The sequence below is a fragment of the Bacillus cereus group sp. N8 genome, assembly GCF_016483685.1.
Taxonomy (GTDB): Bacteria; Bacillota; Bacilli; order Bacillales; family Bacillaceae_G; genus Bacillus_A; species Bacillus_A proteolyticus.
The window spans coordinates 156,662-182,033 of the sequence record NZ_JAEHBK010000002.1; the positions used below are offsets into that span (position 1 = coordinate 156,662).

Consider the following 25,372-nt stretch of genomic DNA (forward strand, 5'->3'; position numbering starts at 1 on the left):
TTTTCTTTATATATAGATAAAGAGCGATAAATTCCCTTTTATCGCTTAGGTAGAAAATACATCCATGCATAGAAGCAGGCAGTCCCTACTTTCCCCCTCTGTAGTAAAAATTCCATTTTTGTTTTCGTACCCTTTTAATAACTTTAAAACAATGACTACATCAATTTATAAAAGAGCATATTTGGCAGTCCTAAGAAAGAATACGCATTTAATTGTTCTTAATGTAGTTTCACAAAACATTTCTAATTTACTACAGCCATAAGCAATTCATAAAAGATAAAAGAAAGATACACATACACTATGTATCTCTCCTCTTATTTTATATACTAGTCCTCATAATAAATAATATCCTCAGCTAAAGAAGTAAAGATCTCCCCAACAAGTGAGTCTTCATCATATACACATGAGCCTTTATTTTCTTCACGCTTCGCAAACGGTATTTGGGCGATTACTTCTGTTTGCAGTTGTTCTGCTAACATTTCGCCGCCACCTTTTCCAAAGAGGTAGTTTCTTGAGCCATCTTGTTCTTCGTAATATGCCATGTTTTCAACGATACCTAAAATATCGTGTTTCGTATGTTTTGCCATTACTCCTACTCTAGACGCGACAAATGAAGCTACGTTATGAGGCGTTGTAACGATAATTTCCTTCGCTTGTGGAATCATTGCAGCCACATCTATCGCAACGTCTCCTGTTCCAGGTGGTAAATCGAGAAGAAGATAGTCTAGTTCTCCCCAGTGCGTGTTCGCAAGGAAGTTTTGAATCCATTTGTTTAACATCGGTCCTCGCCACATTACTGGGTTATTACCATCTGTAAAGAATCCCATCGACATAATTTTAACACCGTGACTTACGACTGGAATTGCCGTTTGATCGATCATTGTTGGCTTTTCATTCGCTTCCATCATAGCTGGAATACTAAATCCATATATATCCGCATCTAAAATCCCAATCTTTTTACCCATACGAGCTAACGCAGTAGCAAGGTTAATCGTCACAGTTGATTTCCCTACGCCGCCTTTTCCGCTTGTTATAGTAATAAAACGTACACCTGAATCAGGTCTCAGCATACTAGGCATGCCTGTTTCTGTTCTAGCCTCTTTCTTTAAAGACGCTGTTAGTGCCGCTCGTTCTTCTGGCGTCATTGAGCCAAATGTTAAGGAAACTTTCGACGCACCAATATTTCGAAGTGCGTCTTCAATATCCTGTTGTATTTTTGCTTTCAGCGGACAACCTTGAATTGTTAAAACTACTTCTAGCCCAACTTCTGTACCATCTATTTTTATATTTCTAACCATATTTAGTTCCACAATACTTTTGTGTAACTCTGGATCTTCTACATGGCTTAAAGCGTTCATAATCTGTTCGTGAGTAATCATCATACACATTCCTTCCATTGTAATTATTTTACGTGATGAAAAAAGTCCCCGCTTTTCCCACCCGTTTTTTGTACTAAATACGTTTCTTTCATGACCATCGTTTTATCAACTGCTTTACACATATCGTAAAAAGTAAGAGCGGCAATCGATACGGCCGTTAATGCTTCCATTTCTACACCTGTTTTCCCACTGCATTTTACGGTCGCTCGTATTATTAACTCATGCCCATCACTTGTCTTTTCATACTGGAACGTAAAATCTGTTCCTTGGATTAATATCGGGTGACACATCGGAATAATATCCGCTGTTTTTTTTGCACCGATTATTCCAGCAACTTGTGCTACTTGAAGTGGATTACCTTTTTTCAATCCACCACTTTGAATTGCTTCAAATAATTCATTTGATAAAGAAATTGTACTTTGTGCGACAGCTGTACGTGTTGAAATATCCTTTTGAGAAATATCAACCATTTTTGCTCTTCCTTCTTCGTTCCAGTGCGAAAACTCACTCATAATAATCTTCCTCGCTTTATAAAAAATACGGTATTCAAGTAGAAAGAATTAACCTCCACTTACAGGTGGGATAAACGCTACTGTATCCCCGGCTTTTACGATATCTTCGTCCGTTACAAATTCTTCATTGATTGCCACCATAACTTTATCTAGCGTCTGTAAGTGATAGCTTTCTTTCAGCCATCCTTTCAATTGATGAACGTTCATCTCTTGTTTTTCTATTATTGCTAATCTCTCTGAACCGACTTCTTCTCGTAAATTTGCGAACAGTAAAATTGTAATCATTCTCTCATTCTTCTTTCTTTGGTTTTCCTTCTGGATACGGAGTATTTTCAAGTTGATCTCCAATCCACTCCGTTCCATCTTCCCAAAATTCTTTTTTCCAAATTGGTACGATTCTCTTTATACGTTCAATTGCGTATTCATTCGCTTCGTACGCTACTTTACGATGTGGTGACGATACTGCAATGACAACTGCAATATCCATTATTTCTAATCGCCCTACTCGGTGCGTGATTGCTATTTTTGCATCCGGCCACTGTTTCTTAATTTCTTCTCCAATTTCAGTAAGCTTTTTTACTGCCATCGGTTTATATGCTTCATACTCAAGATGTAACGTTCGTTTTCCTTTCGTTAATTCTCTAACCGTTCCAATAAAAGTTGTAATTGCTCCTGCTTCTCGTCTTGCTACTTTATCCGTTACTTCTTGAACTACAATCGGATTATCTACAATTTCAAATCGTGCTTGTCCCATCAAAACCTCTCCCCACTTTACGGAATGTCCAAGGCCATTCACTACCTTCGTTATCTTCTAATAAAAGAATGTCTACAAACATCCCTTTCTTATATCCTCTCGTTCCGCCTTGTAGGACGATAAAAATGTTTGATTCTGCTAATGAAGAAACGGAACTAGATTTATCAAAGCCTGATGGATAAGCAATTAGTTGTCCTTCGTTATACTTCTGCTTACCTCGTACAAATCTTGTAAATGGATTCGGTTTTAGAAAATCTTCTCCGAGCATTGCTTTTTCTCGTTTTACATATGGTTTTTCGCTAAACATATACGTACGAATGCTAGGTTTTACAAATAACTCAAAACCTACGTAACAAGCAGATGGATTACCTGATAATCCGAATAACAATTTCCCGTTTAATTGCGCTACTGTTGTGACGCTACCCGGCCGCATGGCTACTTTATTAAAAAGAACTGACGCGCCTAACTTTTCGTATATCGCTGGTAAATAGTCATAGTCACCTACCGAAACACCACCAGTTGTAATTAACATATCCACTTCGCTTAACGCTTTTTTCACTGCTTCGTAGCACGTATTCAAATCGTCGCTAAACTTCCCAAAGTACTTTACTCTTCCACTTGCTCTTCGAATTTGAGACGATATCATATACGTATTACTATTTCGGATTTTTCCGGGTTGTAGTTCTTCATTTACATCGAGAAGTTCACTCCCAGTCGCTAATAGTCCAATTACAGGCTTTTTCGCTACTGGCACTTCGCTATAACCGAATGTAGCAAGAAGAGCTGAAATACCCGGATTAATGTAACTACCTCTTTTTGCGAGAACGGTTCCTTTCTGAATATCTTCACCTTGAAAGGATATATTGTCCCCTTCTTTAAATGAGCGCCTCACTTCCATATAGCTTTTTCCGATATTCTCATATTGACGATGACGAGTCAGTTCTAGCATGACAACTGCGTTACATCCTTTCGGTATTTGTGCCCCTGTCATAATTCGAACTGCTTGAAACGCTCCTACTTCTTTAGGAAATACGGAACCTGCTCCAATTTCACCGATGACTTCAAATACGATTGGATTCTCACGACTTGCTCGCGAAGTATCTTCTGCCCTAATAGCAAATCCATCATATGGCGAGCGATCGAAAGAAGGCACATCGTGATCCGCTACTACATCGTCTGCTAACGTACGCCCGTATGCTAATTCCAGTGGTACTAGTTCTTTTACACCACAATTAGCAAATGACATCACTTTACGAACAGCCTCTTCAACAGTAATTAGCACTCTTCTTTCCATCATTATCAATCCCTCTCTATTATCCTAATAACCGATAGTATATTTGTTTCGCTTTTTGAATTTCATTCGTGCCATGAATAAATACACGACCATCATGAAAAATGACGATGCGATACTCTTCTAATTGGCAAGAGAGCAAATACGGATTCTGATCAACTTTCCCGTGGTTTTTTAATACTTTTTCTAACTCATCAAAGCTGTAATGTCTATTATGCGCTGGTCTAATTTGAACTGTATTTCTTCCGCATAAAACAGCTGCCTTCGTTTGATTTTCGTATGATAAATAAGGATAAGTTCTATTTGTTCCGCACGAAGGACAGTTTTCCGTTTTTATTTTCCCTAGTTTGATTGAGTGATGTTGATTACTCCATATATCAAACATTAAAAAAGTTTTTCTAGTTGCTTCGTAATCTTCTACTAAAATTTTGAAAGCTTCCGCCACTTGGTACGCTGCAACGATTTGAACAGCTGGACTAATAATTCCAACCGTATCACACGTCGCTCCTGTAACAGGAACACTTTTCAACACACAATGTAAGCACGGCGTTTTCTTTGGAATAATTGTATAGCTCATGCCATACGATCCGACACAAGAACCGTAAATCCAAGGAATATTATATTTTTGTGCTAAGTCATTGATTACAAAGCGAATATCAAAATTATCTGTTGCATCAATAATGACATTGACACCGTCCAATAAAGCTTCCATATTATCTACTCTTGCATCCATTACAAGAGCTTGAATTTGTACTTCTGAATTAATTTGTTGGAGACGATTCTGTGCCGCTATTACTTTTGGTAACTTTTCTATCGCATCTTGTTCAGCATAAAGCTGTTGCCGCTGTAAATTACTCCATTCTACGTAATCACGATCAATAATCGTTAATTTCCCGATACCTGCACGTACGAAGCTTTCAGCACTTGCACTTCCTAATGCACCTGCCCCGACTATCAACACATGCTTATTTCTAATTTTCTCTTGTCCTTCACTCCCAATAGGATTGAACAGCTGTTGACGTGAATATCGCTCTATCATGAGATAGCCTTCCTTTCATGTGAAAAATTTGCTTCCTATTCGATCATTTTTTCAACACATCTTTCTCGATAACACTTTGTTTCTGATAACAAGAAAAATAAGCGAATCCAACAAATCCAGCTCCGCCAATTACATTTCCAATAAAGACAGGAACAAAGTTTTTAGCAAGATCCATCCACGTAAGGTGCCCCGCAAAAATTACTGCTGAAATGACAAACATATTCGCTACTACTTGCTGAAATCCAATTACGACAAAGGCCATAATCGGAATCCAAATTCCAACAATCTTCCCAATTAAATCGTTCGTTCCGTAAGCTAACCAAATTGCAAGGCAAACCAGCCAGTTACAACCAATTGCTAAAATTAACGTTCTCCCGAAAGATTCATGTAACTTATCTTGAGCTATCGCTATCGTCTTATTTAAATACGCTCCCTCTGTAAGCCCGCCAAGATGCCCGAAACAATACGCAACGAAAAGCGCACCTACGAAATTAGTTAAAGTAATCCAAGCCCAATTGTTTAACACATGTTTCAATGAAATTTTCCGTGCATAAAGTGCCATGGACATCGACATCATATTTCCCGTAATCAATTCTCCTCCCGCTAAAACAACGAGCATAAGTCCAATAGGGAAAACCGCTCCTCCTATAAAATTGACTAAACTTCCCCATTGCTCCGGTACATTACCTAGAACACGAATATTAAGTAAAAATCCTAACGAAATGAATGCTCCTCCTAAAAAACCAAGAATAAGCATTGCGGATAGCGGTTGCCTTACCTTTTGAACACCGGATTCAATCACAAGCGCAGCAATTTGTTCCGGTTTATGAAATGCCATAACCAATTCCTCCATTTTTCTCATCTAAAAAAAGCAGCACCAAAAACCCTTAACATCGTAAGGATTTTTGAATGCTGCTTAATCTCTCTGCATATCTCTTACAGAAATATCAATCATCATTTTTACTATACTCATAGAAAGTGTACAAAACTTGCACATTTCCCACTATTTACGTTAACAAAGAGAATCTTCATTCAGTAGTTTCTCAGCCACCGATATGCGACATTTCAATTTTCGGCATTGTTTTTTTATTGGTATTGCTTAATCGTTCATCTGAATAACGATCTGAACGATTATTCCAAATGTCACGAATAACATTAGTAATCTCCTCATCCGTATATCCAAAGCGAAGTAATTCTTTAAGATCGTTTCCTTTAGAAGCAAACAAACATGTATACAATTTTCCTTCTGCGGAAATACGCGCTCTTGTACATGATGAACAGAACGAATCTGTTACAGATGAAATAATTCCTATTTCTTCATTACTACCGATATAGCGATAACGTGTCGCAACTTCACCAGGATAGTTCGCTTCAATACGTTCAAGCGGCATAACTTCATTAATCATCTTTAGTATTTCTTGCTTAGAAACTACTTCGCCTAATTCCCAACCGTTATAATTTCCGACATCCATATATTCAATAAATCGTAAAATATGCTTATTCTCTTTAAAATACTCTGCCATCTGAACGATATCTTGCTCATTTTTCCCTTTTTGAACAACCATGTTCATTTTAATTTTCATTCCTACTTCCGCTGCAGCCTGTATTCCTGCAAGAACTGTTTTTACTTTACTTCTATTTCCATTTAAATAAGAGAAACGCTCTTCATTTAAAGAATCTAAACTAACTGTCACGCGAGATAAACCGGCCTTATATAAATCAGGAGCAAACTTTTTAAGTAATGATCCATTTGTCGTTAAACCGATATCCTCTACTCCTTCAATTTCGTTTAACCGCTGTATGAGTTCAGGTAAGTCTTTTCGAAGTAAAGGCTCTCCTCCAGTAATACGTAACTTTCTTACACCTAAAGAAACGAAAATACGTGTAATCCTTTCAATTTCATCAAAAGATAAAATTTTATCATTAGACAAAAAAGAATAATCACGACCAAATATTTCTTCTGGCATACAATATCGACAGCGAAAATTACAGCGATCAGTAACAGAAATACGTAAATCCTTTAAAGGACGATCTAATTTGTCTAATGTGACAGATTTCATGATTATTGCCTCGTTTCTACTTATTTTATATTTACAACCCGTTCTGGATGCGTATATACATTAAAAGATTTATTACGAATGAAGCCTATTGTAGTAATCCCTAACTTCTCTGCTAGCTCTAGTGCTAACTCAGTTGGAGCTGACTTTGACAATATTACTTCACAGCCAATTTTCGCAACTTTTAATAGGATTTCAGAAGAGATACGTCCACTAAAAACAATAACTTTATCACCAATCGAAATGTTATTTTTTAAACAATATCCGTAAATTTTATCTAAAGCGTTATGTCTTCCTATATCCATGCGGCTTAAAACAATTCCACTCACATCACATAAAGCTGCATTATGAACGCCGCCTGTATGTTGAAACGTAGACGCAGATTGTTGCATATCATTCATTAACCGAAAACAATCCTCGGCAGAGATTTTTACGCGAATATCATTCATTTCTTTCGCAGTCAGCGCATCGTTTGCGAAAACAAACCCTTGTCTACTCATTCCACAGCATGACGTAATATAACGTTTATTTTGCATGTCACGATAATAAGGATTGATTTTTTTCGTTTTTACATGCACATATCCTTCTTTTTCCTGTACCCATATTTCATCAATATCTTCATACTTTCGGATAACGCCTTCAGAAGCTAAAAAACCTATTACCATATCTTCAATATACTCTGGAGTACTAACCATTGTAACAAATTCCTGTCCGTTCATTTTAATCGTAACAGGAAACTCTGTTACAATGCTGTCCTCTATATGTGTAAATTCTCCTTGTTCATAACGAAAAATTTCCCGTTCCACCTGTATCGATTTCACGATGAGTATCCTTCTCTCACGTTATATTTTTATCAAAGACAAACACCGAAACTGCAATATCTTCTTCCACTTTCATATCCGAAAACAGATGAACTAACTTCGCACCAACAAGTTCCTCTAAATGCTCACGAGAATTAACAGCATACACTTCTTGAATCATTTTCGTTCGAGCCACATGAACCATTTCTGCACCATCCATCGTTCCCGAAATGAACTTCTCAGTCGGTGTCAAATTTCCATAAAGTGTAGCAATCGCCATATTTTCAGCAAATACAGTATGAATTCGCTCCGGCCCTTTTCCGAATAAATCCTTTCGAAGCTTTCGTATCATATCATTAAATTCGTGTACCATCTTTGACATACTCACATTCCTCCCCTGTTCATCAACACTAACTTTTCGCATATTCTTTCATCATAACTATTCTACCAAAATGACCTTTTCATCTAAACTATTCACTTAAATTGAGACGAAAAGATTCATCTTTACACATGATTTCAAATAAGTGTAAAGATGAATTACTATTATTGTTGCTTATCTATTCTTCTTTTAACCCTTTACCCATACCTTTTAAGAAATGAAGACCAAATCCGATAGCACGATTAATATCCGGATCCTTCAGTACTTTCATAAGATCGAATACCCCAACCTTTTTATTACTTTGTAGATGCTCATTACCTTCTTCCAGCCCTACTAATAAACTACCTATAAGCTTTTTCATAAGTTCCGGATCAAGTTCTGTTAAAGCTCCTGCAGCGCCCATCATATTATTAATTAAATTTGTAACTGGTTCACGAGTGACTTGGCCTAGAACGATTTTTGCGATTGGTTCTTTCGCTTTCAGCATAGAATTTGCCGCTTCCAGCATCCCAATGTCATTCAGTTCACCTACTATATTAAACATTTGATTTAACGCTTCTTCATTATTCGTTAAAAGTTCTTTTAAATCTTCGAGTTTTTGTTGTTTTATTTCTTCCTCAGTTAGCTCCTGCTTCTGAATCGCTTGAATAGGTGCTGCCATCTTCTTTTCTCCTCCCTATTTATCTGTTAAGTGTACGTATCCTGGACGAGCCCACTTACGATTTACCTCAATACCTTTTTGAGGATGGCGCTTTTTATTACGTGGATTCGTTTTCGGCATCGGATTTTCACCTTCTACTTCTAACACTTCCATACGTACTTTCGTTTGTTTATATGCAGGCGTATTCGTACGTTGATCGACAGCAGGACCTGTTAAGAAATTAATCGCTGTTTCGTTATCTGTCGAGTTCATCGGTAAATACAGCTCATTCGCTTTTACACGATCCGTTACAAGTGCACGTAATTTAAGTGCTCCAAAAGGAGATACAAGACGTACTAATGAACCTGTTTTCACTCCGCGTTCTTTTGCAAGTTCTGAAGAAATCTCAACGAAAACACCCGGAACTTTCGATTGAATACCATTTGATTTATTCGTCATATTACCTTCATGGAAATGTTCCAGCATACGACCATTATTAATATGGAGATCGTATTCTGCTGGGAATTCAGCAGGACGTACCCAATCAGCAATTGCAAAACGAGCTTTTTTGTCTGGGAAGTTAAATCCATCTTTGAAAAGAAGCGGCGTATTCGTTCCATCAAAACTTCCCCAATGGAAACTGTTCCACCCTTCAAGCACTTCATAGTTTGCATGTGCAAATAATGGTGATAAACTTGCCATTTCAGCAAAGATTTCACTTGGATGATTATAATTCCAGTTTGCACCTAATTTATTGGCAATCTGCTGTACAATCCACCAGTCTGGTTTCGCATCACCTAGCGTCGGCAATACTTGATATAATCTTTGTACACGACGCTCAGTATTTGTAAACGTACCTTCTTTTTCAAGAGATGGTGCTGCCGGTAATACAACATCAGCGTATTGAGCCGTTTTAGAAAGGAACACATCTTGAACGACAAAGAATTCAAGACTTGATAACACTTCATGTACATGATTTGCGTTCGAGTCTACAAGAGCCATATCTTCCCCAACAAGATACATTGCTTTCATTTTTCCTTCTTCAATTGCATGAAGCATTTCAATGTTATTCAGACCTGGTTTGTTATCAATTTTTACTCCGTAAGCTATTTCAAATTTCATACGTTCTATGTCGTCAGTAACGTGTTGATATCCCGGAAGCCAACCTGGGAGGGTTCCCATATCACAAGCACCTTGTACGTTGTTATGGCCACGAAGTGGATATGCACCAGCACCTGGGCGACGATAATTTCCTGTTGCAAGAAGTAAGTTTGAAATCGCAGCAGAAGTATCTGAACCACCAGTATTTTGCGTTACACCCATTCCCCAAAGAATACACGTACCATCTGCATCACGAATCATTTCTGCCATTGTAACGAGAGTTTCTTTTGAAATGCCTGTAATCTCTTCTGCATATTCAAGCGTATATTCCGCAAGACTATCTTTGAAATCATCAAAGAAGTTTATATTCTCATCGATGAACTGCTGATCATGCCAACCTTGATCAATCATATATTTCGTAACAGCCATTAACCATACTTGGTCTGTTCCTTGCTTTGGACTAATAAAGATATCTGAACGCTCTGCCATTTCAGTTTTACGAAGATCTGCAACAATTAGTTTTTGACCGTGAAGCTTATGCGCACGTTTCACACGAGTCGCTAATACTGGGTGACCTTCTGTTGGATTACAACCGACGATAATAACAAGACCCGATTGCGCAATATCTTTAATCGTTCCTGCATCTCCGCCCATACCAATTGTACGGAATAATCCATCTGTCGCTGGCGATTGACAATAGCGTGAGCAGTTATCAATGTTATTCGTTTCAAACACTTGACGCGCTAATTTTTGAATAACATAATTATCTTCATTCGTAATTTTAGAAGAAGAAATACAGCCGATAGAACCTTTACCGTGCTCTTCTTTAATAGAGCCCATTTTATTCGCCACTACATCAAGCGCTTCTTCCCAAGTTGATTCAATGAACACTCCATTTTTACGGATTAAAGGTTTCGTAAGTCGTTTTTCAGAATTAACGAAATCCCAACCGAATTTTCCTTTTACACAAGTAGAAATTGCATTAACTGGCGCCTCAGAAGTTGGTTGTACTTTCAGAATTTTACGTCCCTTCGTCCACACTTCAAATGAGCAACCTACACCGCAAAACGTACATACTGTTTTCGTCTTCTTCGTACGGGTATCGCGCATTGCAGCTTCTACTTCTGACACAGCGAAAATACCGCTATACCCAGGTTCAACCTCTTTAATAAGGTCAACCATAGGCTCAAGAATATCCGGTTTTAATCCTGTCATAAATCCAGCTTCACCGAGCATCGACTTCTCCATTAATGCATTACAAGGACAAATCGTTACACATTGACCGCAGCTTACACAGGAAGAATCATTAATATCTACTCCTTCATCCCAAATAACACGAGGGCGCTCTGCCTCCCAATCAATAGATAACGTTTCATTCACTTGTAAGTTTTGACACACCTCTACACATTGACCGCACGCAATACATTGATTCGGATCATAGCGATAAAATGGATGAGACATATCAACTTCGCTTGCATCAACTTTTGGTTCATAAGGATATTTTTGATGCTCAATTTCCATTAATTCTGCCGTATTATGCAATTTACAATTCCCGTTATTGTTGTCACATACCGTACAGTAAAGCAAATGATTTTCTAGTAAACGGTCCATCGCCTCATGTTGTGCTGCCTTCGCACTAATAGAGGACAACTCAATATCCATACCGTCCGTCACTACTGTAGAACATGATCGCACTAGCTTTCCATTCACTTCTACAATACAAGTATCACACGTTTGAATAGGATCCACTTCCGGCACGTAACAAATTTGTGGATGTTCAATTTCGTTCTCATTAATAATGCCTAATATAGTTGAACCAGGCTCAGCACTATACTCTTTGCCATCAATTGTAATATGAACCATGCTGTCATTCATGGTTACTCCCCCTTTTTGAGAATAAAAAAACTCCACCACGAAAATATACGCACCATATTTTTGGCACGTTATCATCATGGTGGAGTAGTTTATTAGCACATCTTGCTAAAATACCAATCCATTTATTCATAAATAAAATGATAGATTCATAACAGGTCATATCACGATTCCATCTTTAACACTGTAATTATAGCGTTAAATCAAAAAATACACAATATAATTATCATTAAAAAGGACAAAGCACATAATGCTCTGACCTTTTTATTACCTTTCGGGATTGTTTTTGGCTGACTTATTTCCCGGTGCAAACCAGCCAATTAGTGCGATAGCAACTAATACGCTATAGAAGATTAAAGTCCAAGTTGTACTGTGCGGAAAATCATGGTCTAAAATACCAATATCCTCATGAGCCAGTGTAATTACAGCTAATTTGACACCAACCCAAGCAACAATCGCATATGCCGTTGTTTCCAGTGCTGGCCGTTTCTCAAGAAGCCCAACAAACCAAGTTGCAGCAAATTTAATTAAAATAAGTCCGGCGATCCCTCCAAGAAGTACAACAATGAACTGCCCTCCATCCATACCTCCGAAATCGTCAAGCGGTGAATCCGGAAGCCCCAGAGCAAGAGCAACCGCGGCTAATATTGAATCGATTGCGAAAGCAAGGTCCGCTAATGCGATCTTACCTACTGTGAACCAGTAGCTTTTACCTGCCGCTTCCTTTTCATCGTCCTCATGAATATTTTTACTTTCTTTGCCGAATTGCGCCTGAATAACATGCTTCAATCCTAAATAAAGAAGATAGGCCGCTCCTATTGCTTGTATTTGCCATACATTTGCAATAAATGAAATCGCAAATAGAGCTGCAAATCGAAAAACAAAGGCCATAATGATTCCGTAATTTATAGCTCTTTTTTTCTCTTCTTCAGGTAAATGTTTCGCAATAACCGCTAGGACAAGGGCATTGTCAGCCGATAACAAGCCTTCTAGTCCAATTAGAATTAATAATGCCCAAGCGTACTCTAGCCATATTGACTCCATCCGCTTCTCTCCTTTCTAAAACAAAAATGAGGTAAAGACTTTGCTAACATTAGAATTTCCTATTAGGCAAAATCAAATCCTAAAAATGGCGGCTACAATATTTTAACAGTTACTTTACTGTCCCCTATTTGTTATAATTTCAACAAAAAAAGAGGTAGATTGTGCTTTTCATCCGTATCAAAACCGTAAACTAATGATATGACCTCTTTTTCCAAGTCACATCCATATCTGGTTTATTGTTGACCACACATCATTTATTTCAGTTTCACTACCAATGTTTTTACAAAATACATATTTTTTTAGAACATTTTCATACAAAACAAAAGGGAAATACATAGTGTATATGTATTTCCCTTTTGTTTTGTATCCATTTTTATTATGATATGGTCATAACCTGACCGCCACTATCAACCACAATTTTCATCTTTCCGTCTTGAGCGTTATATAATCCCAGCTTATGTAAATCTTGTTTACACTCTTTTACGAAGAAAGGCAACGTACGAATTTGATCGATGTCAGAGCCCGTGATGAAATGAATTAAATGGTGCGTCATTTCTTTAATATCATGTACAAGGTCTTCCTTCTCTCTTTTTAACCTTTCATTTTCAGTTCGTAATGAATGTACCTCACCTTCAAGACCTCGAGCATTCTTTTCTTCTTTCGAACGCTCTGCAGCCATACTAGAAAGCTTATAGATTCCCTCCATAAACTGATGTAATTCATACTCTTTCTTTTCACGGGATTGACTAATTGTCTCAAAATTATCAACGATACCAGATATAACAGTTACGAGATTCTTTTCGTCCTCTTCACTTTGGAAATCTTCTTTTACTTCCTGTTTTCTTTCTTGTTTCGCCTCAACAACGGTAGCCTTTACAGGTGTATATTTTCGTTTTCGACCCGGCTTCTGTTTTTCAATATTTTCAAACGGGATTTCTTGTTTTTTTAATTTATAATACGTATTCTGTAATTGACTTTCTGTTTTTGGAAATAAATTCAGTTCATTTTTACTAACATATTTTGAAATATTTGCGATATTTAAGCCTTGACGCTGACAAAATTGATATACTTCATACAGTAATTCTAGTTCAGACTTTAACCATGTAATTCCTGATTTTTCATAAACTCGCATACCGCCATTTTTTTCTATATCTATTTGAAATAATACCATTTTATTATATAAATCAATTAGCTCTTCATAATTTACTCGGAATTGTTTCTCTATTTTTTTAAATTCCGCCTCTAATTTCATATCGTTCGTTTTATTATTTGACATGTTTTGTAAAAGATTTAATACATTGATCGCTGTGTGGTGATACATACTCTGTGTCACTCCCCCTCATCCTTTCACAATTCTCATCTGACTCCCATGTCTTTTAAGAAAATAGCAATTTTTACATATCCATATTATAGCATTTCGAAATTATCTGTCAAATAATCAACATATTAAAAAGTATATAGAGTATATAAAAATAGATTAGATTTTTAAGTAAATCATACAAAATCCAACACGATGTTATATCGATAAAATGCATTCAGTTCTATTATATGGTATTCCCTATATAATTTCACCGAAAATTTTTGAGCTATCGCGAAATATTACTAACACACTCTAGAGATACACTCTCTTATATTTTCAAATAAAAAAATCCTACCACTTATTAATTAAACCAATCAATAATCCCTAAATAAGAACAGCTAAATATTTGAAAGAGAGTATTGTCATAAACACTCTAGAGACGTTTGTTTTTTTATACCTGTACATACTAAAAAGAAACTAACCTGTACTATACGGCTAGTTCCTCTTTTCAGCTAAAAATGTATTTTACGCCGACTCTTCCAACTAAAAAACGCTTTTCAAAACCTTTTACAACACTAGATTATCAACTAAACCAATTAACTCTTGAATGTCTGGCTTACTCACTTGAGCATTCGCCCCAACTGTCTCACCTTTATAGAATAATTCGTTTGTAATTAATGAAGAGAAAATAATAACTGGTAATTGCTTCATTACTTCACTATCTTTAATTATTTTTGTTAAATGATGTCCATCCATTTTTGGCATTTCAATATCTGTAATAAGCAGATGAATATGTTCAAACATTTTTTCATCTTGCTCTTTTGCTAGTTTTTCAATTTGTGCTAATGCTTCTGCACCATTACTGAAGAAATTCATTTTCGTATATCCAGCTGTTGATAATGTTTCTTCTAATATTTGGCGAAGCATCGCTGAATCTTCCGCAATATAAATAACTTTTTCAGCTCGATCTGTTTTTTGTTCTAATCCTGACAGTGTTCTATTGTCATAACCGCTGTTACTAATTTCGCAAACAATTTTCTCATAATCTAACAATAAGATGATTTTCCCATCTAGTTTTACAATTCCTGACGTCGTTTCTTCTAGTCCCATAGATAATGAAGCTGGTTCATCAATTTGTTCCCAAGAAATACGTTGAATTCGATGCACTTCATCAACACGGAAAATAACTTTCATTTGGTTTAATTCCGAGATGATAAATTTCGTTTGATCAAGTGGCTTTGTAGATTTTAAATTAAGGGCTGTCGCTAAATTAATAACAGGTAAAATTTCACCGCGTACTTGAACAACACCTTCAACTGCATGATGAGATTCCGGCACAGTTGTAACAGGGAATGGATTAATAATTTCACGCACTTTCATTACATTGATGCTAAATAAATTTTCACCAACAGTATAAGTTACGATTTCTAATTCGTTTGTTCCACTTTCTAATAAAATACTTTGTGCTTGTGACATAAAAGTGTCGCTCCTCTTCCGTTAATTCTTTATATCTATTTATTAATCTTTATTAATACAAAAAAGTCAACTACCTATATAAAAAATATAGATAATTGGGTGAGCCTTACAGTTTTAAAATAATAAAAACAGTGGTAAAGCTTAATCTTGTATAAACGAAGCAAGTGCCTCTAATAACACTTCTTGCGCTCCTACAATTTCTGTCGGCATCGCTTCCCATTTTTTCGAAAGCTCTGTTTCCACTCTCACTCTAAGCTCTGGATTCATTTCTCCTAGCAAATAATCCTTTGTCGCTATATCAACATCAAGGAGTGCAAGTGCATATAATTCCGGATCGTTTATTTTTCCAGATAATTGTTTCAATACCGCTGGTGCTATATGTTTTAATTTTTCAATGTGAATTTCCTTATTCGAAAATAGTAACTCATATTGAATAAACGTAACATTTTCTTTAATCACTTTAAAATAGCAATTATTCTTTTTATCATTTACAAAATAACCGTTCGGATCTGCAATAATACCCTCTACTTTACGAATTAAATCTGGCAAACTACTCGCCGTCATTACAGTCCGCTGCTCAACCTCACTCGGCGAAATGAATGTAACGCGATACTTATTCTGCACCATCCTCCTCACCTCTCCTTTTATAGAAATTCAGTCTATTTGTATACTATAAATTAACTTAAACTTATTTCATACCATTGCTTCTAGACTTAGATAAATCCTATCGTCAAAGAGCGAAGAAGCACCAACCAATAATTAGCTTTCAACCTCTTCTACTACCTTAGAATCACTCTGGACCACAGAAATTACCTACCCACTTCACTTACCTCTTCTTATACTAACCTAGTAACACTACATATCTCTATCCACACACACCAGTCGAGCACCCTCATAGGCACCGACCGCTACCACATACCGCTGGTTCCTCTCTCAAACCCTAAAAAAAGACTTTTAAGAACTTTTCAACAACTCAATGTTATTAAACCAAAAAGCAAGCTGCTGATCCGTAATATCCGGCAACATAACGAAAAACTCACGGCACTTCATCTCATCTTTAAATAATTGATACTTCCAAACGCCTTCACTTCCAAACGCCTTCACTACCAATACTTACGAAATAAAACTCGTGTATACGGCCAATGATTGCTTGTTTTTCACCAAACGAATATGGAGGCACTTGTTTGATTTCAAATTGATCTGGTAAACATACATGCTCTTCTCGTTCTATTTTTAACACTTGCTCAGCAAGCTCACGTTTATTTTCGAAAAAAGGCAATTGTAAAATTCGCTCTTGTCTTGTCATACGAATATAAAACCCTTTCTACTACGTTACAATTTTTCTTTACTATTTATTATCGAATTAAGTTTACAACTTCAGTTAATACTTCATCTGAAATTTTAATTACTTTCGCATTTCCTTGGAAGCCACGTTGGTATAGCATTAAATCAACAAATTCTACAGATAAATCTACGTTTGCACCTTCTTGTGCACCACCACGTACTTTTCCTGCACCGTTTTGACCAGATACATCTAGTGCTAAAATACCAGTTGTATTTGTCGCTGTAAAGTTACCATTACCAGTTTTCATTAGGCCGCCTTCATTCGGGAACATCCCAACAGCTAATTGACCTGCCGCTTTCATACTTCCATCAGAATATTTTACCATCACATATCCACCGTCAGCAATAAAACAATCTTTAACAGTTGCCGTTGGTCTACCATCTACGTTTGTTACCGCTATTGTTTTCTCTGTCGGGTGGTTTGTTAATTTACTAAAATCTATTTTTACTGTTCCACCATTAAATGGAATATTCGCTTCAGGGTTTACTGGATCTGGCTTCCCTACTGCATCGAATGTCACATTACCACCTGCGCCTTGGACCTCTGTAAACTCAGTTTCTTTTTTCGAGTCATTACGCATCTTTACTGTATATTTGTAATTATGTTCACCATCTTGTGTAAACTCTACGCGCATTGTCCATGTATTACCGGCATCATCGTATGCAGGCAATTCTTGCGTAATGTGTTTTGCATCAGCTGGAATGTTCCCTCCAACTATACCTTTTGACGTTCGAATACCACCGATTGCTGATCCCATTGGAATTTGCAATGGTCCTGGGATACCAGATAGGTCAACATTACCAGTTGATGGATCGGTTGGATAAACGAATACATATTGACCTTCTGTATTCGTGATATAGTAATTTGAAGATATTGTAAATGTCCCTTTACGTGTGAATTCCATATTTCCAGCTTTCGAATCACCTACGACGAAGAATCCGTTACCTTCCATCGCTACTTGTGTTTTTCCTCCTGTTAACGTGATTGTACCATCGCTATAATCCGTAACTGTTCCGCTCATTTTCACACCGTTACCAATACTTTTCGGATTCGTTCCTGCGTATCTATCATCGCCTTTTGAACCAATTGAATTGTTGTACAGTAAATCATCAAACATTGCTTTTTGTTTTTTATAACCAACTGTTTGTGCGTTAGCAATATTATTTGAAGTTACACTTAATGCATTTTGTGTTGCGTTCATTCCTGTAATACTTGTATATAACGCTTTAATCATAATGTATGGACACTCCTTATAAATCTGTAGTTTTTACTTCTTCAGTTACTTTTGGATCGTCATTCTTCGCATCTTCTGGATTCGTTTCTCCAATCGGTTTATCGGACACTCTTTCAACGAAACGAAGAGATACGACTTTATTATCAATAACGAGCTGTACTTCATTATTTTCTGCAAGGCGAACAGTCTCTACTTTACCAGTTACTTTTCTCCCTTCACCGTCAACACCTCTTACGTACTTCCCTAAAAACTTCATTCCGCCATCTAGCGCTGTCGAATACATCGTCGTTTTTAAAGAGTCCACTGCTTTTGTCATATTCTGCACTTGTTCCATAAGAGATAACTGTGCTGTCTGATTCATCATCTGATTCATATCCATCGCATTGAATGGATCTTGATGTTGGAAACTCGCTAAAAAGAGTTTTAGAAAATCATCTTTCCCCATTACACCAGGAGTTTTTTGCTCTCCTGTTGATACTCCATTCGTTTGTTGCACTGGCGATTGTACACGGTTACTAGACGCGTTATTGTTCTGTGCTCCTGCTTGCAATGGAATATGATTTGTACTCGTTGTATTTAATCCAACTGTTGGCACGCTTTATTCCTCCAATAATCCGGCAAATTCTTTTGATTGTTGTTTCTCATATTTTGCACTTGCTAATTTTTGTTTTTGCCTTTGCTCTTGTTCTCGCTGTTCCTTACGATTTTCATCTTTATCTGAATAGCTAATTTGAATATTGATTTCTTTTTCTTTTAACTTTAGTCTCAATTCATCGAAAATGATTTCAACACGTTTTTTCGCATTGTGTTTTTCCATTTCTACATGAACATCAATTTGATCTCCATGTTTTTTCATAAACACAGTTAATGTACCAAGTTTTTCTGGATTAAGCTGGAATAAAACACGTTCTCGTTTCACTACAAACTTTTGCAGAGCTTCTACTTGTGCTTCCATCTTCTTGCCTAAGTCAGGTAATGTAACCTTGTCAGCTCCACTATTTTGTTTTCCTATTTGGTCAGTACCCGTTGCTTTATTTAATAACTCAGCCCCGGTCGAATTTGAGTCATTTAACTGATCGACTTTTGGTAACTCTACTTTAACATCATCACTCTCTGCTTTCGGGAGTTCTACTTCCTTAGATCCCTCTTGTTTCTTTGCAATATTACAAGTTTCTGATTCTACGACTTTTAATACTTGCAATGTCTGCTCTGGCATCGTCACCTTGTCTAACGCCATTAGAATTGTATTTTCTAAATATATAATATTTCAGATATTTATATTCGAAAGGATTTCTTGAAATTGTTGTAATTCAGCTGTAGGCAATTCGTTCAGTTTAATGTTTCCGTATTCTTTATATAATTCTTGTATTTTTTGTATGTATCGATATAACAATTCTGGTTGCACACGTAATTGCTCAATTGCAATCATTTGCCCAGATACAGCTAGTAATAGTTGTTCTATCTCTTTTTTCTCTTTTTTCCCTTCTTTCTTTTCAATCGACTTTTCTTTCGTTACCGTTTTTTTTGCGAGAAGATATTCTTTCTTCTCTTTTTCTAGTGCTTCTTCTCGTTTCGATTTCTCCGTTTTCGGCTGTTTTTTATTTTCAATTCTCATCGTACGATCGAATGAAGAATTTTCATTTTTCGATTGTACTTCTAGCCCTTTGTCTTTTTGCGGAGGTAAACTTTGCTGCACCGGTAATACAAATTGTATCACTACACCCACCTCATCCGTTCATACACATTTTTAAATCAAGAAGCATTTTTTCTTCTAACTTTTCTTTTACCTTCGCAAGCTTCATACAATCTTCTTGATACATTTCATCAATGACACGTTCTTTTTCTTTTATTTGCTCTAAAAGGCTTTCATTTTTTTGAATAAAACCTTTTGTTTTTTTAATTTTTCGATTCCATTCTTCTATTCTTTCAGGTGAAAATGTATGTGAAGACAGCATACCAACCATAATACGTTGCCCAGTTTGTACAACTTTACTACGTGATTTCACAACATACAAATCATATTCTTTTTTTTGTTCTATTTTTATTTTTTCAGCTGTTAGTTCGTACACTTCTTTTAAAATATGTTCTTTTTCTTGATTAATCTGCAATTTTATCGTTTCGTACTGCTGTTTATCCACGCTTTTTCATAGCCTCTTCCTATTATAACGTTCCTTTTTTCTATTATATAGTTTTTTCACAAAAAAAACTGTGAAATATTAAAAACAAAAAAATAAGACCTCGAAGGGCGAGGTCTTATACAATATGGCGCATCGCTTGGACAACATCTTTAAAATGAAAGATATCAGCTCGACCTTGTTTTAAAAACATATTTATATCTTCTATTCTATTTTTACATTCAAAAATATAAGCATTTTCTTCATTTTCTTGAATTGTTCCTAATTTAAAATACAATTCATTTTCTTGATAAATAGATAAAATTTTTCTCATTTCATTTGCAAGTTGCCAATGATTCGGCGATACGATTTCTTCCATAATCCTACTTACCGAATCTAATACAGAAATGGCAGGATAATGACTAAGAGTTGCGAGCTCACGTTTTAATACAATATGTCCATCTAAAATACCACGAGCTAAATCTGGTACAGGACCATTTAAATCATCACCATCAACTAACACTGTATAAATACCTGTTATTGACCCTTTTTGTGTTTTTCCGGATCGCTCTAATAACTTTTTCATATAACTTTCCATTAACAGTGTTTTACCACCGATTGGTAATTCCTTGACCGCAATGTCTACACTTCGGCGAGCGTCGGCAAAACGAGTAACTGAATCCATCATAAGTAATACATTATTTCCTTGGTCTCGGAAATATTCGGCAATCGACGTTGCAAGCTTTGCCGCCCGAAGTTGCATAAGGTGACTTTCATCTGACGTCGCTACAACAACGACGCTTTTTTTCATACCTTCTTCACCTAATTCTTTTCGTATAAAGTCTTTTACTTCCCGGCCACGTTCACCTACTAAACTAATAACATTAATATCAGCTTTTGCATTTTTCGCAATCATTCCAAGTAAAGTAGATTTACCAACACCCGATCCAGCAAAAATACCAATCTTTTGTCCGATACCAATCGTTAACATAGAATCAATCGATTTAATTCCCGTTTCAAATACGTCTGTAATTTCTCCACGCTCGAGCGCATGGATCGGCGGTGCATCTAATTTTATTTTTTGCACTGGACTATTTTCAGCGTCTTCGTTTAACACTTCTCCATTTGCACTTAACACTTTGCCAAGCAAATGATTACCACGGGGCACAACGACATCTTCTGCAATTAATGTAACTGAATCTCCGTAACATACTTTTTCTGTCTGTTCAAATGGGAGTATCATATTGTTTTCTTTTTCAATTGCAATCACTTCACATAAGACACTATGCTCTCCAACGAGACAAACATCTCCAATCTTCACTTTCGGTCCCTTCGCTACAAAAAACTGCTCTTGTACACTATGAACTTTGCCAACTTTCGTATACAGCGGTGTTTCAATGAACTTATTCCATTTTTCGTTCTCACTCATTAACAGGCGGCTCATACATTTTGCTCCTCAAATAACTTCTCTTCTTCCCATTTCTGACGAAGTTCCGCAAATATAGGTGCAAATTTAAATTCAAAGAACTCTTTCTCTTCTTCTAGAACAAATTCACCAAACTGCAGGGAGAAATCATATTTCCATTCTACTAATTGTAGTAACCAATATTCTTTCGTATTTCCCTTCTCTTCCTGAATACGTTCAAACGTTTCTGGATGTACTGTAATGACTAATTTTTCAAACGAAGTAGGCAATGTTTGCACGATGCCCGTTAAAATAGGCAACACATCAAGCAATCGTGAATCTACCGCTTGATTCACGATTTTTTCTGCTAAATGAAAAGATTAATCCCATAATAACTCTGTCCATTCATACGCTATTTCTTGTTGTTCTTTTTGAAACTGCACACGCGCTGCTTCCATCTGCTCCATTTGTTCATGGATATGCATTTGAAATTGTTCTTTATCTTGTAATAACTGCTGCCGCTCTCGTTCTAGCATTTGCTGCTCTTGCCTTAGCTGATTCATTTCCATATGTAATGATTCTTGCTGGGCGCGAAGCTCTGCATGATCAGCTTGTAATTCTTCCTCTTCTATTTGAACTGAAGCCGGTTTTGGAAATTGTAATTCATACGTTTCTTCAGAAAAAGAAACAAAATTCTTCGGAATTCTGTTTTTAAATAAGGACATCATCTTCACCTCTTTGAATGATAACTCTTCCTTCTTTCTCTAGCTTTTTCACTGCACCTGTAATCGTTTGCTGCGCTTTTTCAGCATCCGTCATCTTAAGCGGTCCTAAGCCATCTAACTCTTCTAGAATCATCTCTTTACGGTTTGAAGACATACATGTAAATAATTTCTCTTTAATTTCTTCTTTTGCAATTTTAATTGCTTTCGCAATAACACCGTTGTCTGTAATTTCCTCTAATACGCGGCGAAGTGCAAGATCTTCAAGACCAAGTAAATCCTCAAAGACAAACATATTTTCTTTAATTTTCTCAGATAACTCATAATCGACTTCATCGAGCTTTTGAAAGACTGTTTTTTCAACGCCTCGTGAAACATTATTTAAAATGTTCACAATCGTTTTCAAGCCATCTGTTTTATTAATAGCACTAAATGCCATATTATTTAATTTTGCTTTTAATAACTCACCAATTTGATTAATTAATTCACCATCTACTTGCTCTAGCTTCGCAATGCCCATTACCGTTTCTACACGCTTATGATCTGGTAATCTCTCAATTAATTGAGATGCTAATTGAGGCTTAATATACGAAGCAATAATTGCTATCGTTTGTGGCGATTCATCATTAAGCACTGTAAGAAGTGGCTCTAAATCTGTTAGTGAATTTAAGAATTCAAATGGATTATCTTTGTTGTACCAAAGGTCTTCTAATAATTTTTCCAAATCGTCTTCTGGCATATTTCTAAATATACGACGAATGTATTCTTTATCTGGGGTCACTAAATTCAATTCTTTTACATTTAGTTCATACAGAAACTCCCCTAGTACATTTTCTAACGTTTCTGCTTTATATACACGAAACTTCGCAATTTCACGAAGTAACACTTCTTTTTCCTCAGCCGTCATATATTCAATGACTTTTGCTGCCACCCCTTCGTCTAATGTACGAATGAGGATAGCAGCTTTTTCTTTGGAGGAGATTTCATCTAACATTGTTTTTCCTCCCTTACTATCCGTTTAGCCATTTTTTAATAACTTTTGCAGTACCTTCTACATGCTCTCTCGTAGCTTCCTGCACTTGGTCATCTAATGTAGGTTCTATCGGTTCTACTGGTCCTGGTTTTGACTCTGGCACTATTTTCTCTTCAGGAATTTCCATAATGCTTTCACTACTAGCAGCAACTTCCTCTTCTGCTAAGTATTCATCATATTCCTCTTCTTCTTTCTTTTTCTTACGTCTCGCTAAGAAGAACCATAATAGGCCACCAAGCGCTAACAATCCACCTGTAATTCCACCGAATAACCACCAGTTAATGCCACTTTCTTCTGGTTCTTTTTCCTTCTCTACTTTCGGTTGATCAAACTGAACAGTTACAACGTTAACTTGACCATTTATAAAGTTTCCGTTCGGATCAGCTTGAAGTCCAGCTGCTGTACCAATTGCTTCTTTAAACGTTGTCATATCAATTCTTCGTTTTACTAACGTATCGTTATCTACCCATACAACAACATTTGTTTTCGTTAATTCTGGATGTTTCTTAATCGTTTCAACTGTTTTATCTATTTCATAGTTTTCAATTTTGTTGCTGTTATTATTCTCATAGACGACTTTACCATCTTGATTATTGTTCGTACCGTAGTTTGGCACTTCACCGTTCGCTGTAATACCGGCACTTTGCTTTGTATTATCTTGTGCCGTCGAGCGTTCTTCTTGTTCTTGTTTACTACGAAGTACACCTTTATCACCATATTTTTCTAACTGACGTGTAACTTCATCGTAGTTTACAGACACTTTCGTGTTCACTTTATATTCATTTGGTTTAAACATCATCATTAACGTTGCATCTATATCTTGTTTTAATTTACCTTCAATTTGGTGTTGCATCTCAACTTCTTTTTCATAAGAAGAACGATTAGAATGCGCCGCATCTGCTCCTTTTGAGATAACACCTTTTTTGCTATCAATAACACTTACTTCTTCTGCTTTCACACCCGGAACAGCTGCACTAATCATTTGCTGTATACCCGCAACTTGATCGGCCGTTAATAGTTGTCCACGTTTCACACCAACAGTAATTGCGGCTGTTCCCTTTTCCTTCTCTTCATCAAAAATGGTTTCTTTTTCAGGTAATGTAATTTGCACATTTGCCGTTTCAATTGTCGCAAAGTTTCGGACAATATCTTGCTCCAATTGCTTTTTCGTACCGACAAGCTGCTTCATTTTTTTATCTTGCTCACTTGAACCGATCGAGCTTTCTAATAGAATTTCCTCACCACTTTTTGAATTAAACGGTAATCCCATTCCATTCATTTCTTTTCGAACCCATAGAGCATCTTTCTTTTGCACTCGAATCGAACCATCGGCTGCTAATTGATAATCAACACCTAGCTTCGATAATTCTGCTGTAATCTCTTGCTTATCTGCATCATTTAAATTTTGATATACAACAACATATTTATCTGGCAAGGTAAAGTATAAAAGTGCTCCTGTTACAATTGCTAAAAGCGCAGCACCAATGACTAACTTATGCCACGTTTTTAACGATTGGAAAACATTTTTTATCTTTTCCATTTAAACACACCCGTCTATTTTCCTAAATTTGCATATTAATTAGTGACTTATAATTCTCAATGAGATTATCTCGTACAAGAGCAGCCGTTTTCATTTGTGATTCAGCTTTCTTTTGCTGAATTAAAACGTCATGTGTTTCTCCTACTCCTTTTGTCAATAAATCATATACCGCAGTTTGTACATTATTTTGTGTTTTATTCATATCTTCCAATAAATCGATAAACTTTTCACCTTCAACTACAGATGTTTGCGTGTTTTTCGGTGCTCCAATTGGATGAATCGCTCCAAATGGCTGTGTATTTAACAATGGTTGGATTTTCATATTTCCCCTCTTC

At 36.4% G+C, this 25,372-nt stretch carries 23 protein-coding genes and 3 pseudogenes; all 26 read right to left on the reverse strand.

The genetic code is table 11. The annotated features are described in order from the left end of the window. Positions 1–326: 326 nt before the first annotated feature. The gene (locus JDS80_RS04860) at positions 327–1,382 is read right to left on the reverse strand and encodes a P-loop NTPase (protein ID WP_199637290.1); all 1,056 of its coding nucleotides are present in this window, start codon (positions 1,380–1,382) and stop codon (positions 327–329) included. Positions 1,383–1,402: 20 nt separating this feature from the next. Beyond that, positions 1,403–1,891, reverse strand: a complete 489-nt coding sequence (moaC, locus tag JDS80_RS04865) for a cyclic pyranopterin monophosphate synthase MoaC (protein ID WP_199637292.1) — start codon at positions 1,889–1,891, stop codon at positions 1,403–1,405. A gap of 48 nt (positions 1,892–1,939) precedes the next feature. After that, positions 1,940–2,176, reverse strand: a complete 237-nt coding sequence (gene moaD, locus JDS80_RS04870; protein ID WP_199637294.1) for a molybdopterin converting factor subunit 1 — start codon at positions 2,174–2,176, stop codon at positions 1,940–1,942. Positions 2,177–2,180: 4 nt separating this feature from the next. Next, on the reverse strand, positions 2,181–2,645 hold the full coding sequence (locus JDS80_RS04875; RefSeq protein ID WP_199637295.1) for a molybdenum cofactor biosynthesis protein MoaE: 465 nt from the start codon (positions 2,643–2,645) through the stop codon (positions 2,181–2,183). Then, complete coding sequence (locus JDS80_RS04880) at positions 2,626–3,939, reverse strand: molybdopterin molybdotransferase MoeA (protein WP_199637494.1); 1,314 nt, start codon at positions 3,937–3,939, stop codon at positions 2,626–2,628. The genes JDS80_RS04875 and JDS80_RS04880 overlap by 20 nt, the downstream gene beginning before the upstream one ends. Positions 3,940–3,958: 19 nt before the next feature. Continuing rightward, positions 3,959–4,975: a molybdopterin-synthase adenylyltransferase MoeB gene (locus tag JDS80_RS04885; protein WP_199637297.1), complete on the reverse strand. Its 1,017-nt coding sequence runs from the start codon at positions 4,973–4,975 to the stop codon at positions 3,959–3,961. 43 nt (positions 4,976–5,018) lie between these two features. Then, a complete protein-coding gene (locus JDS80_RS04890; protein ID WP_063217900.1) occupies positions 5,019–5,813 on the reverse strand; it encodes a formate channel in 795 nt (264 codons plus the stop codon). A 205-nt stretch (positions 5,814–6,018) separates the two neighbouring features. Further along, a complete protein-coding gene (moaA, locus tag JDS80_RS04895) occupies positions 6,019–7,035 on the reverse strand; it encodes a GTP 3',8-cyclase MoaA (RefSeq protein ID WP_199637299.1) in 1,017 nt (338 codons plus the stop codon). Positions 7,036–7,055: 20 nt separating this feature from the next. Continuing rightward, positions 7,056–7,853, reverse strand: a complete 798-nt coding sequence (gene fdhD, locus JDS80_RS04900) for a formate dehydrogenase accessory sulfurtransferase FdhD (protein WP_199637301.1) — start codon at positions 7,851–7,853, stop codon at positions 7,056–7,058. A gap of 16 nt (positions 7,854–7,869) precedes the next feature. Further along, a complete protein-coding gene (locus JDS80_RS04905) occupies positions 7,870–8,214 on the reverse strand; it encodes a Na-translocating system protein MpsC family protein (RefSeq protein WP_199637303.1) in 345 nt (114 codons plus the stop codon). A 175-nt stretch (positions 8,215–8,389) separates the two neighbouring features. Continuing rightward, a complete protein-coding gene (locus tag JDS80_RS04910; RefSeq protein WP_199637304.1) occupies positions 8,390–8,872 on the reverse strand; it encodes a helical membrane plugin domain-containing protein in 483 nt (160 codons plus the stop codon). Between the two features lie 15 nt (positions 8,873–8,887). Further along, entirely contained in the window at positions 8,888–11,827 is a 2,940-nt protein-coding gene (fdhF, locus tag JDS80_RS04915) for a formate dehydrogenase subunit alpha (RefSeq protein WP_199637306.1), read from the reverse strand. A gap of 264 nt (positions 11,828–12,091) precedes the next feature. Beyond that, positions 12,092–12,868 carry a TerC family protein gene (locus JDS80_RS04920; RefSeq protein ID WP_071744991.1) on the reverse strand — a complete coding sequence of 259 codons (777 nt, stop codon included), beginning with the start codon at positions 12,866–12,868 and terminating at the stop codon, positions 12,092–12,094. A 376-nt stretch (positions 12,869–13,244) separates the two neighbouring features. Further along, positions 13,245–14,189 (reverse strand): DNA-binding domain-containing protein, encoded by a 945-nt coding sequence (locus JDS80_RS04925; RefSeq protein ID WP_071744990.1) that lies wholly within the window; start codon positions 14,187–14,189, stop codon positions 13,245–13,247. Positions 14,190–14,735: 546 nt separating this feature from the next. After that, positions 14,736–15,644 (reverse strand): chemotaxis protein, encoded by a 909-nt coding sequence (locus JDS80_RS04930; RefSeq protein ID WP_199637308.1) that lies wholly within the window; start codon positions 15,642–15,644, stop codon positions 14,736–14,738. Between the two features lie 141 nt (positions 15,645–15,785). Then, a complete protein-coding gene (locus JDS80_RS04935) occupies positions 15,786–16,271 on the reverse strand; it encodes a LysR family transcriptional regulator (RefSeq protein ID WP_199637310.1) in 486 nt (161 codons plus the stop codon). Positions 16,272–16,598: 327 nt separating this feature from the next. Then, positions 16,599–16,950, reverse strand: a pseudogene (locus tag JDS80_RS04940) (DUF3964 family protein). Positions 16,951–16,999: 49 nt separating this feature from the next. Continuing rightward, complete coding sequence (locus JDS80_RS04945; protein WP_199637312.1) at positions 17,000–18,223, reverse strand: flagellar hook protein FlgE; 1,224 nt, start codon at positions 18,221–18,223, stop codon at positions 17,000–17,002. Between the two features lie 16 nt (positions 18,224–18,239). Next, positions 18,240–18,818, reverse strand: coding sequence for a flagellar hook capping FlgD N-terminal domain-containing protein (locus tag JDS80_RS04950; RefSeq protein WP_199637314.1), 579 nt, complete (start codon positions 18,816–18,818; stop codon positions 18,240–18,242). Between the two features lie 3 nt (positions 18,819–18,821). After that, positions 18,822–19,949 (reverse strand): annotated as a pseudogene (locus JDS80_RS04955) (flagellar hook-length control protein FliK). A 1-nt stretch (position 19,950) separates the two neighbouring features. Then, positions 19,951–20,361, reverse strand: coding sequence for a cytoplasmic protein (locus JDS80_RS04960; RefSeq protein WP_199637316.1), 411 nt, complete (start codon positions 20,359–20,361; stop codon positions 19,951–19,953). Between the two features lie 115 nt (positions 20,362–20,476). Beyond that, positions 20,477–21,781: a flagellar protein export ATPase FliI gene (locus JDS80_RS04965; protein WP_199637318.1), complete on the reverse strand. Its 1,305-nt coding sequence runs from the start codon at positions 21,779–21,781 to the stop codon at positions 20,477–20,479. After that, positions 21,778–22,467 (reverse strand): annotated as a pseudogene (locus tag JDS80_RS04970) (FliH/SctL family protein). Before JDS80_RS04970 ends, JDS80_RS04965 begins: the two are co-directional and overlap by 4 nt. After that, entirely contained in the window at positions 22,454–23,458 is a 1,005-nt protein-coding gene (locus tag JDS80_RS04975; RefSeq protein ID WP_199637320.1) for a flagellar motor switch protein FliG, read from the reverse strand. The pseudogene JDS80_RS04970 and the gene JDS80_RS04975 overlap by 14 nt, the downstream one beginning before the upstream one ends. A 16-nt stretch (positions 23,459–23,474) precedes the next feature. Next, positions 23,475–25,037, reverse strand: a complete 1,563-nt coding sequence (gene fliF / locus JDS80_RS04980; RefSeq protein ID WP_199637321.1) for a flagellar basal-body MS-ring/collar protein FliF — start codon at positions 25,035–25,037, stop codon at positions 23,475–23,477. Between the two features lie 22 nt (positions 25,038–25,059). Beyond that, entirely contained in the window at positions 25,060–25,359 is a 300-nt protein-coding gene (gene fliE, locus JDS80_RS04985) for a flagellar hook-basal body complex protein FliE (protein WP_199637323.1), read from the reverse strand. Positions 25,360–25,372 lie beyond the last annotated feature (13 nt).

Excerpts from the sequence above, each read along its gene's own strand:
- JDS80_RS04860 (WP_199637290.1), bottom strand. The coding sequence starts at position 1,382 with ATGATGATTACTCACGAACAGATTATGAACGCTTTAAGCCATGTAGAA.
- moaC (WP_199637292.1), bottom strand. The coding sequence starts at position 1,891 with ATGAGTGAGTTTTCGCACTGGAACGAAGAAGGAAGAGCAAAAATGGTT.
- moaD (WP_199637294.1), bottom strand. The coding sequence starts at position 2,176 with ATGATTACAATTTTACTGTTCGCAAATTTACGAGAAGAAGTCGGTTCA.
- JDS80_RS04875 (WP_199637295.1), bottom strand. The coding sequence starts at position 2,645 with ATGGGACAAGCACGATTTGAAATTGTAGATAATCCGATTGTAGTTCAA.
- JDS80_RS04880 (WP_199637494.1), bottom strand. The coding sequence starts at position 3,939 with ATGGAAAGAAGAGTGCTAATTACTGTTGAAGAGGCTGTTCGTAAAGTG.
- JDS80_RS04885 (WP_199637297.1), bottom strand. The coding sequence starts at position 4,975 with ATGATAGAGCGATATTCACGTCAACAGCTGTTCAATCCTATTGGGAGT.
- JDS80_RS04890 (WP_063217900.1), bottom strand. The coding sequence starts at position 5,813 with ATGGCATTTCATAAACCGGAACAAATTGCTGCGCTTGTGATTGAATCC.
- moaA (WP_199637299.1), bottom strand. The coding sequence starts at position 7,035 with ATGAAATCTGTCACATTAGACAAATTAGATCGTCCTTTAAAGGATTTA.
- JDS80_RS04905 (WP_199637303.1), bottom strand. The coding sequence starts at position 8,214 with ATGTCAAAGATGGTACACGAATTTAATGATATGATACGAAAGCTTCGA.
- JDS80_RS04910 (WP_199637304.1), bottom strand. The coding sequence starts at position 8,872 with ATGGCAGCACCTATTCAAGCGATTCAGAAGCAGGAGCTAACTGAGGAA.
- fdhF (WP_199637306.1), bottom strand. The coding sequence starts at position 11,827 with ATGAATGACAGCATGGTTCATATTACAATTGATGGCAAAGAGTATAGT.
- JDS80_RS04920 (WP_071744991.1), bottom strand. The coding sequence starts at position 12,868 with ATGGAGTCAATATGGCTAGAGTACGCTTGGGCATTATTAATTCTAATT.
- JDS80_RS04925 (WP_071744990.1), bottom strand. The coding sequence starts at position 14,189 with ATGTATCACCACACAGCGATCAATGTATTAAATCTTTTACAAAACATG.
- JDS80_RS04930 (WP_199637308.1), bottom strand. The coding sequence starts at position 15,644 with ATGTCACAAGCACAAAGTATTTTATTAGAAAGTGGAACAAACGAATTA.
- JDS80_RS04935 (WP_199637310.1), bottom strand. The coding sequence starts at position 16,271 with ATGGTGCAGAATAAGTATCGCGTTACATTCATTTCGCCGAGTGAGGTT.
- JDS80_RS04945 (WP_199637312.1), bottom strand. The coding sequence starts at position 18,223 with ATGATTAAAGCGTTATATACAAGTATTACAGGAATGAACGCAACACAA.
- JDS80_RS04965 (WP_199637318.1), bottom strand. The coding sequence starts at position 21,781 with ATGAGCCGCCTGTTAATGAGTGAGAACGAAAAATGGAATAAGTTCATT.
- JDS80_RS04975 (WP_199637320.1), bottom strand. The coding sequence starts at position 23,458 with ATGTTAGATGAAATCTCCTCCAAAGAAAAAGCTGCTATCCTCATTCGT.
- fliF (WP_199637321.1), bottom strand. The coding sequence starts at position 25,037 with ATGGAAAAGATAAAAAATGTTTTCCAATCGTTAAAAACGTGGCATAAG.
- fliE (WP_199637323.1), bottom strand. The coding sequence starts at position 25,359 with ATGAAAATCCAACCATTGTTAAATACACAGCCATTTGGAGCGATTCAT.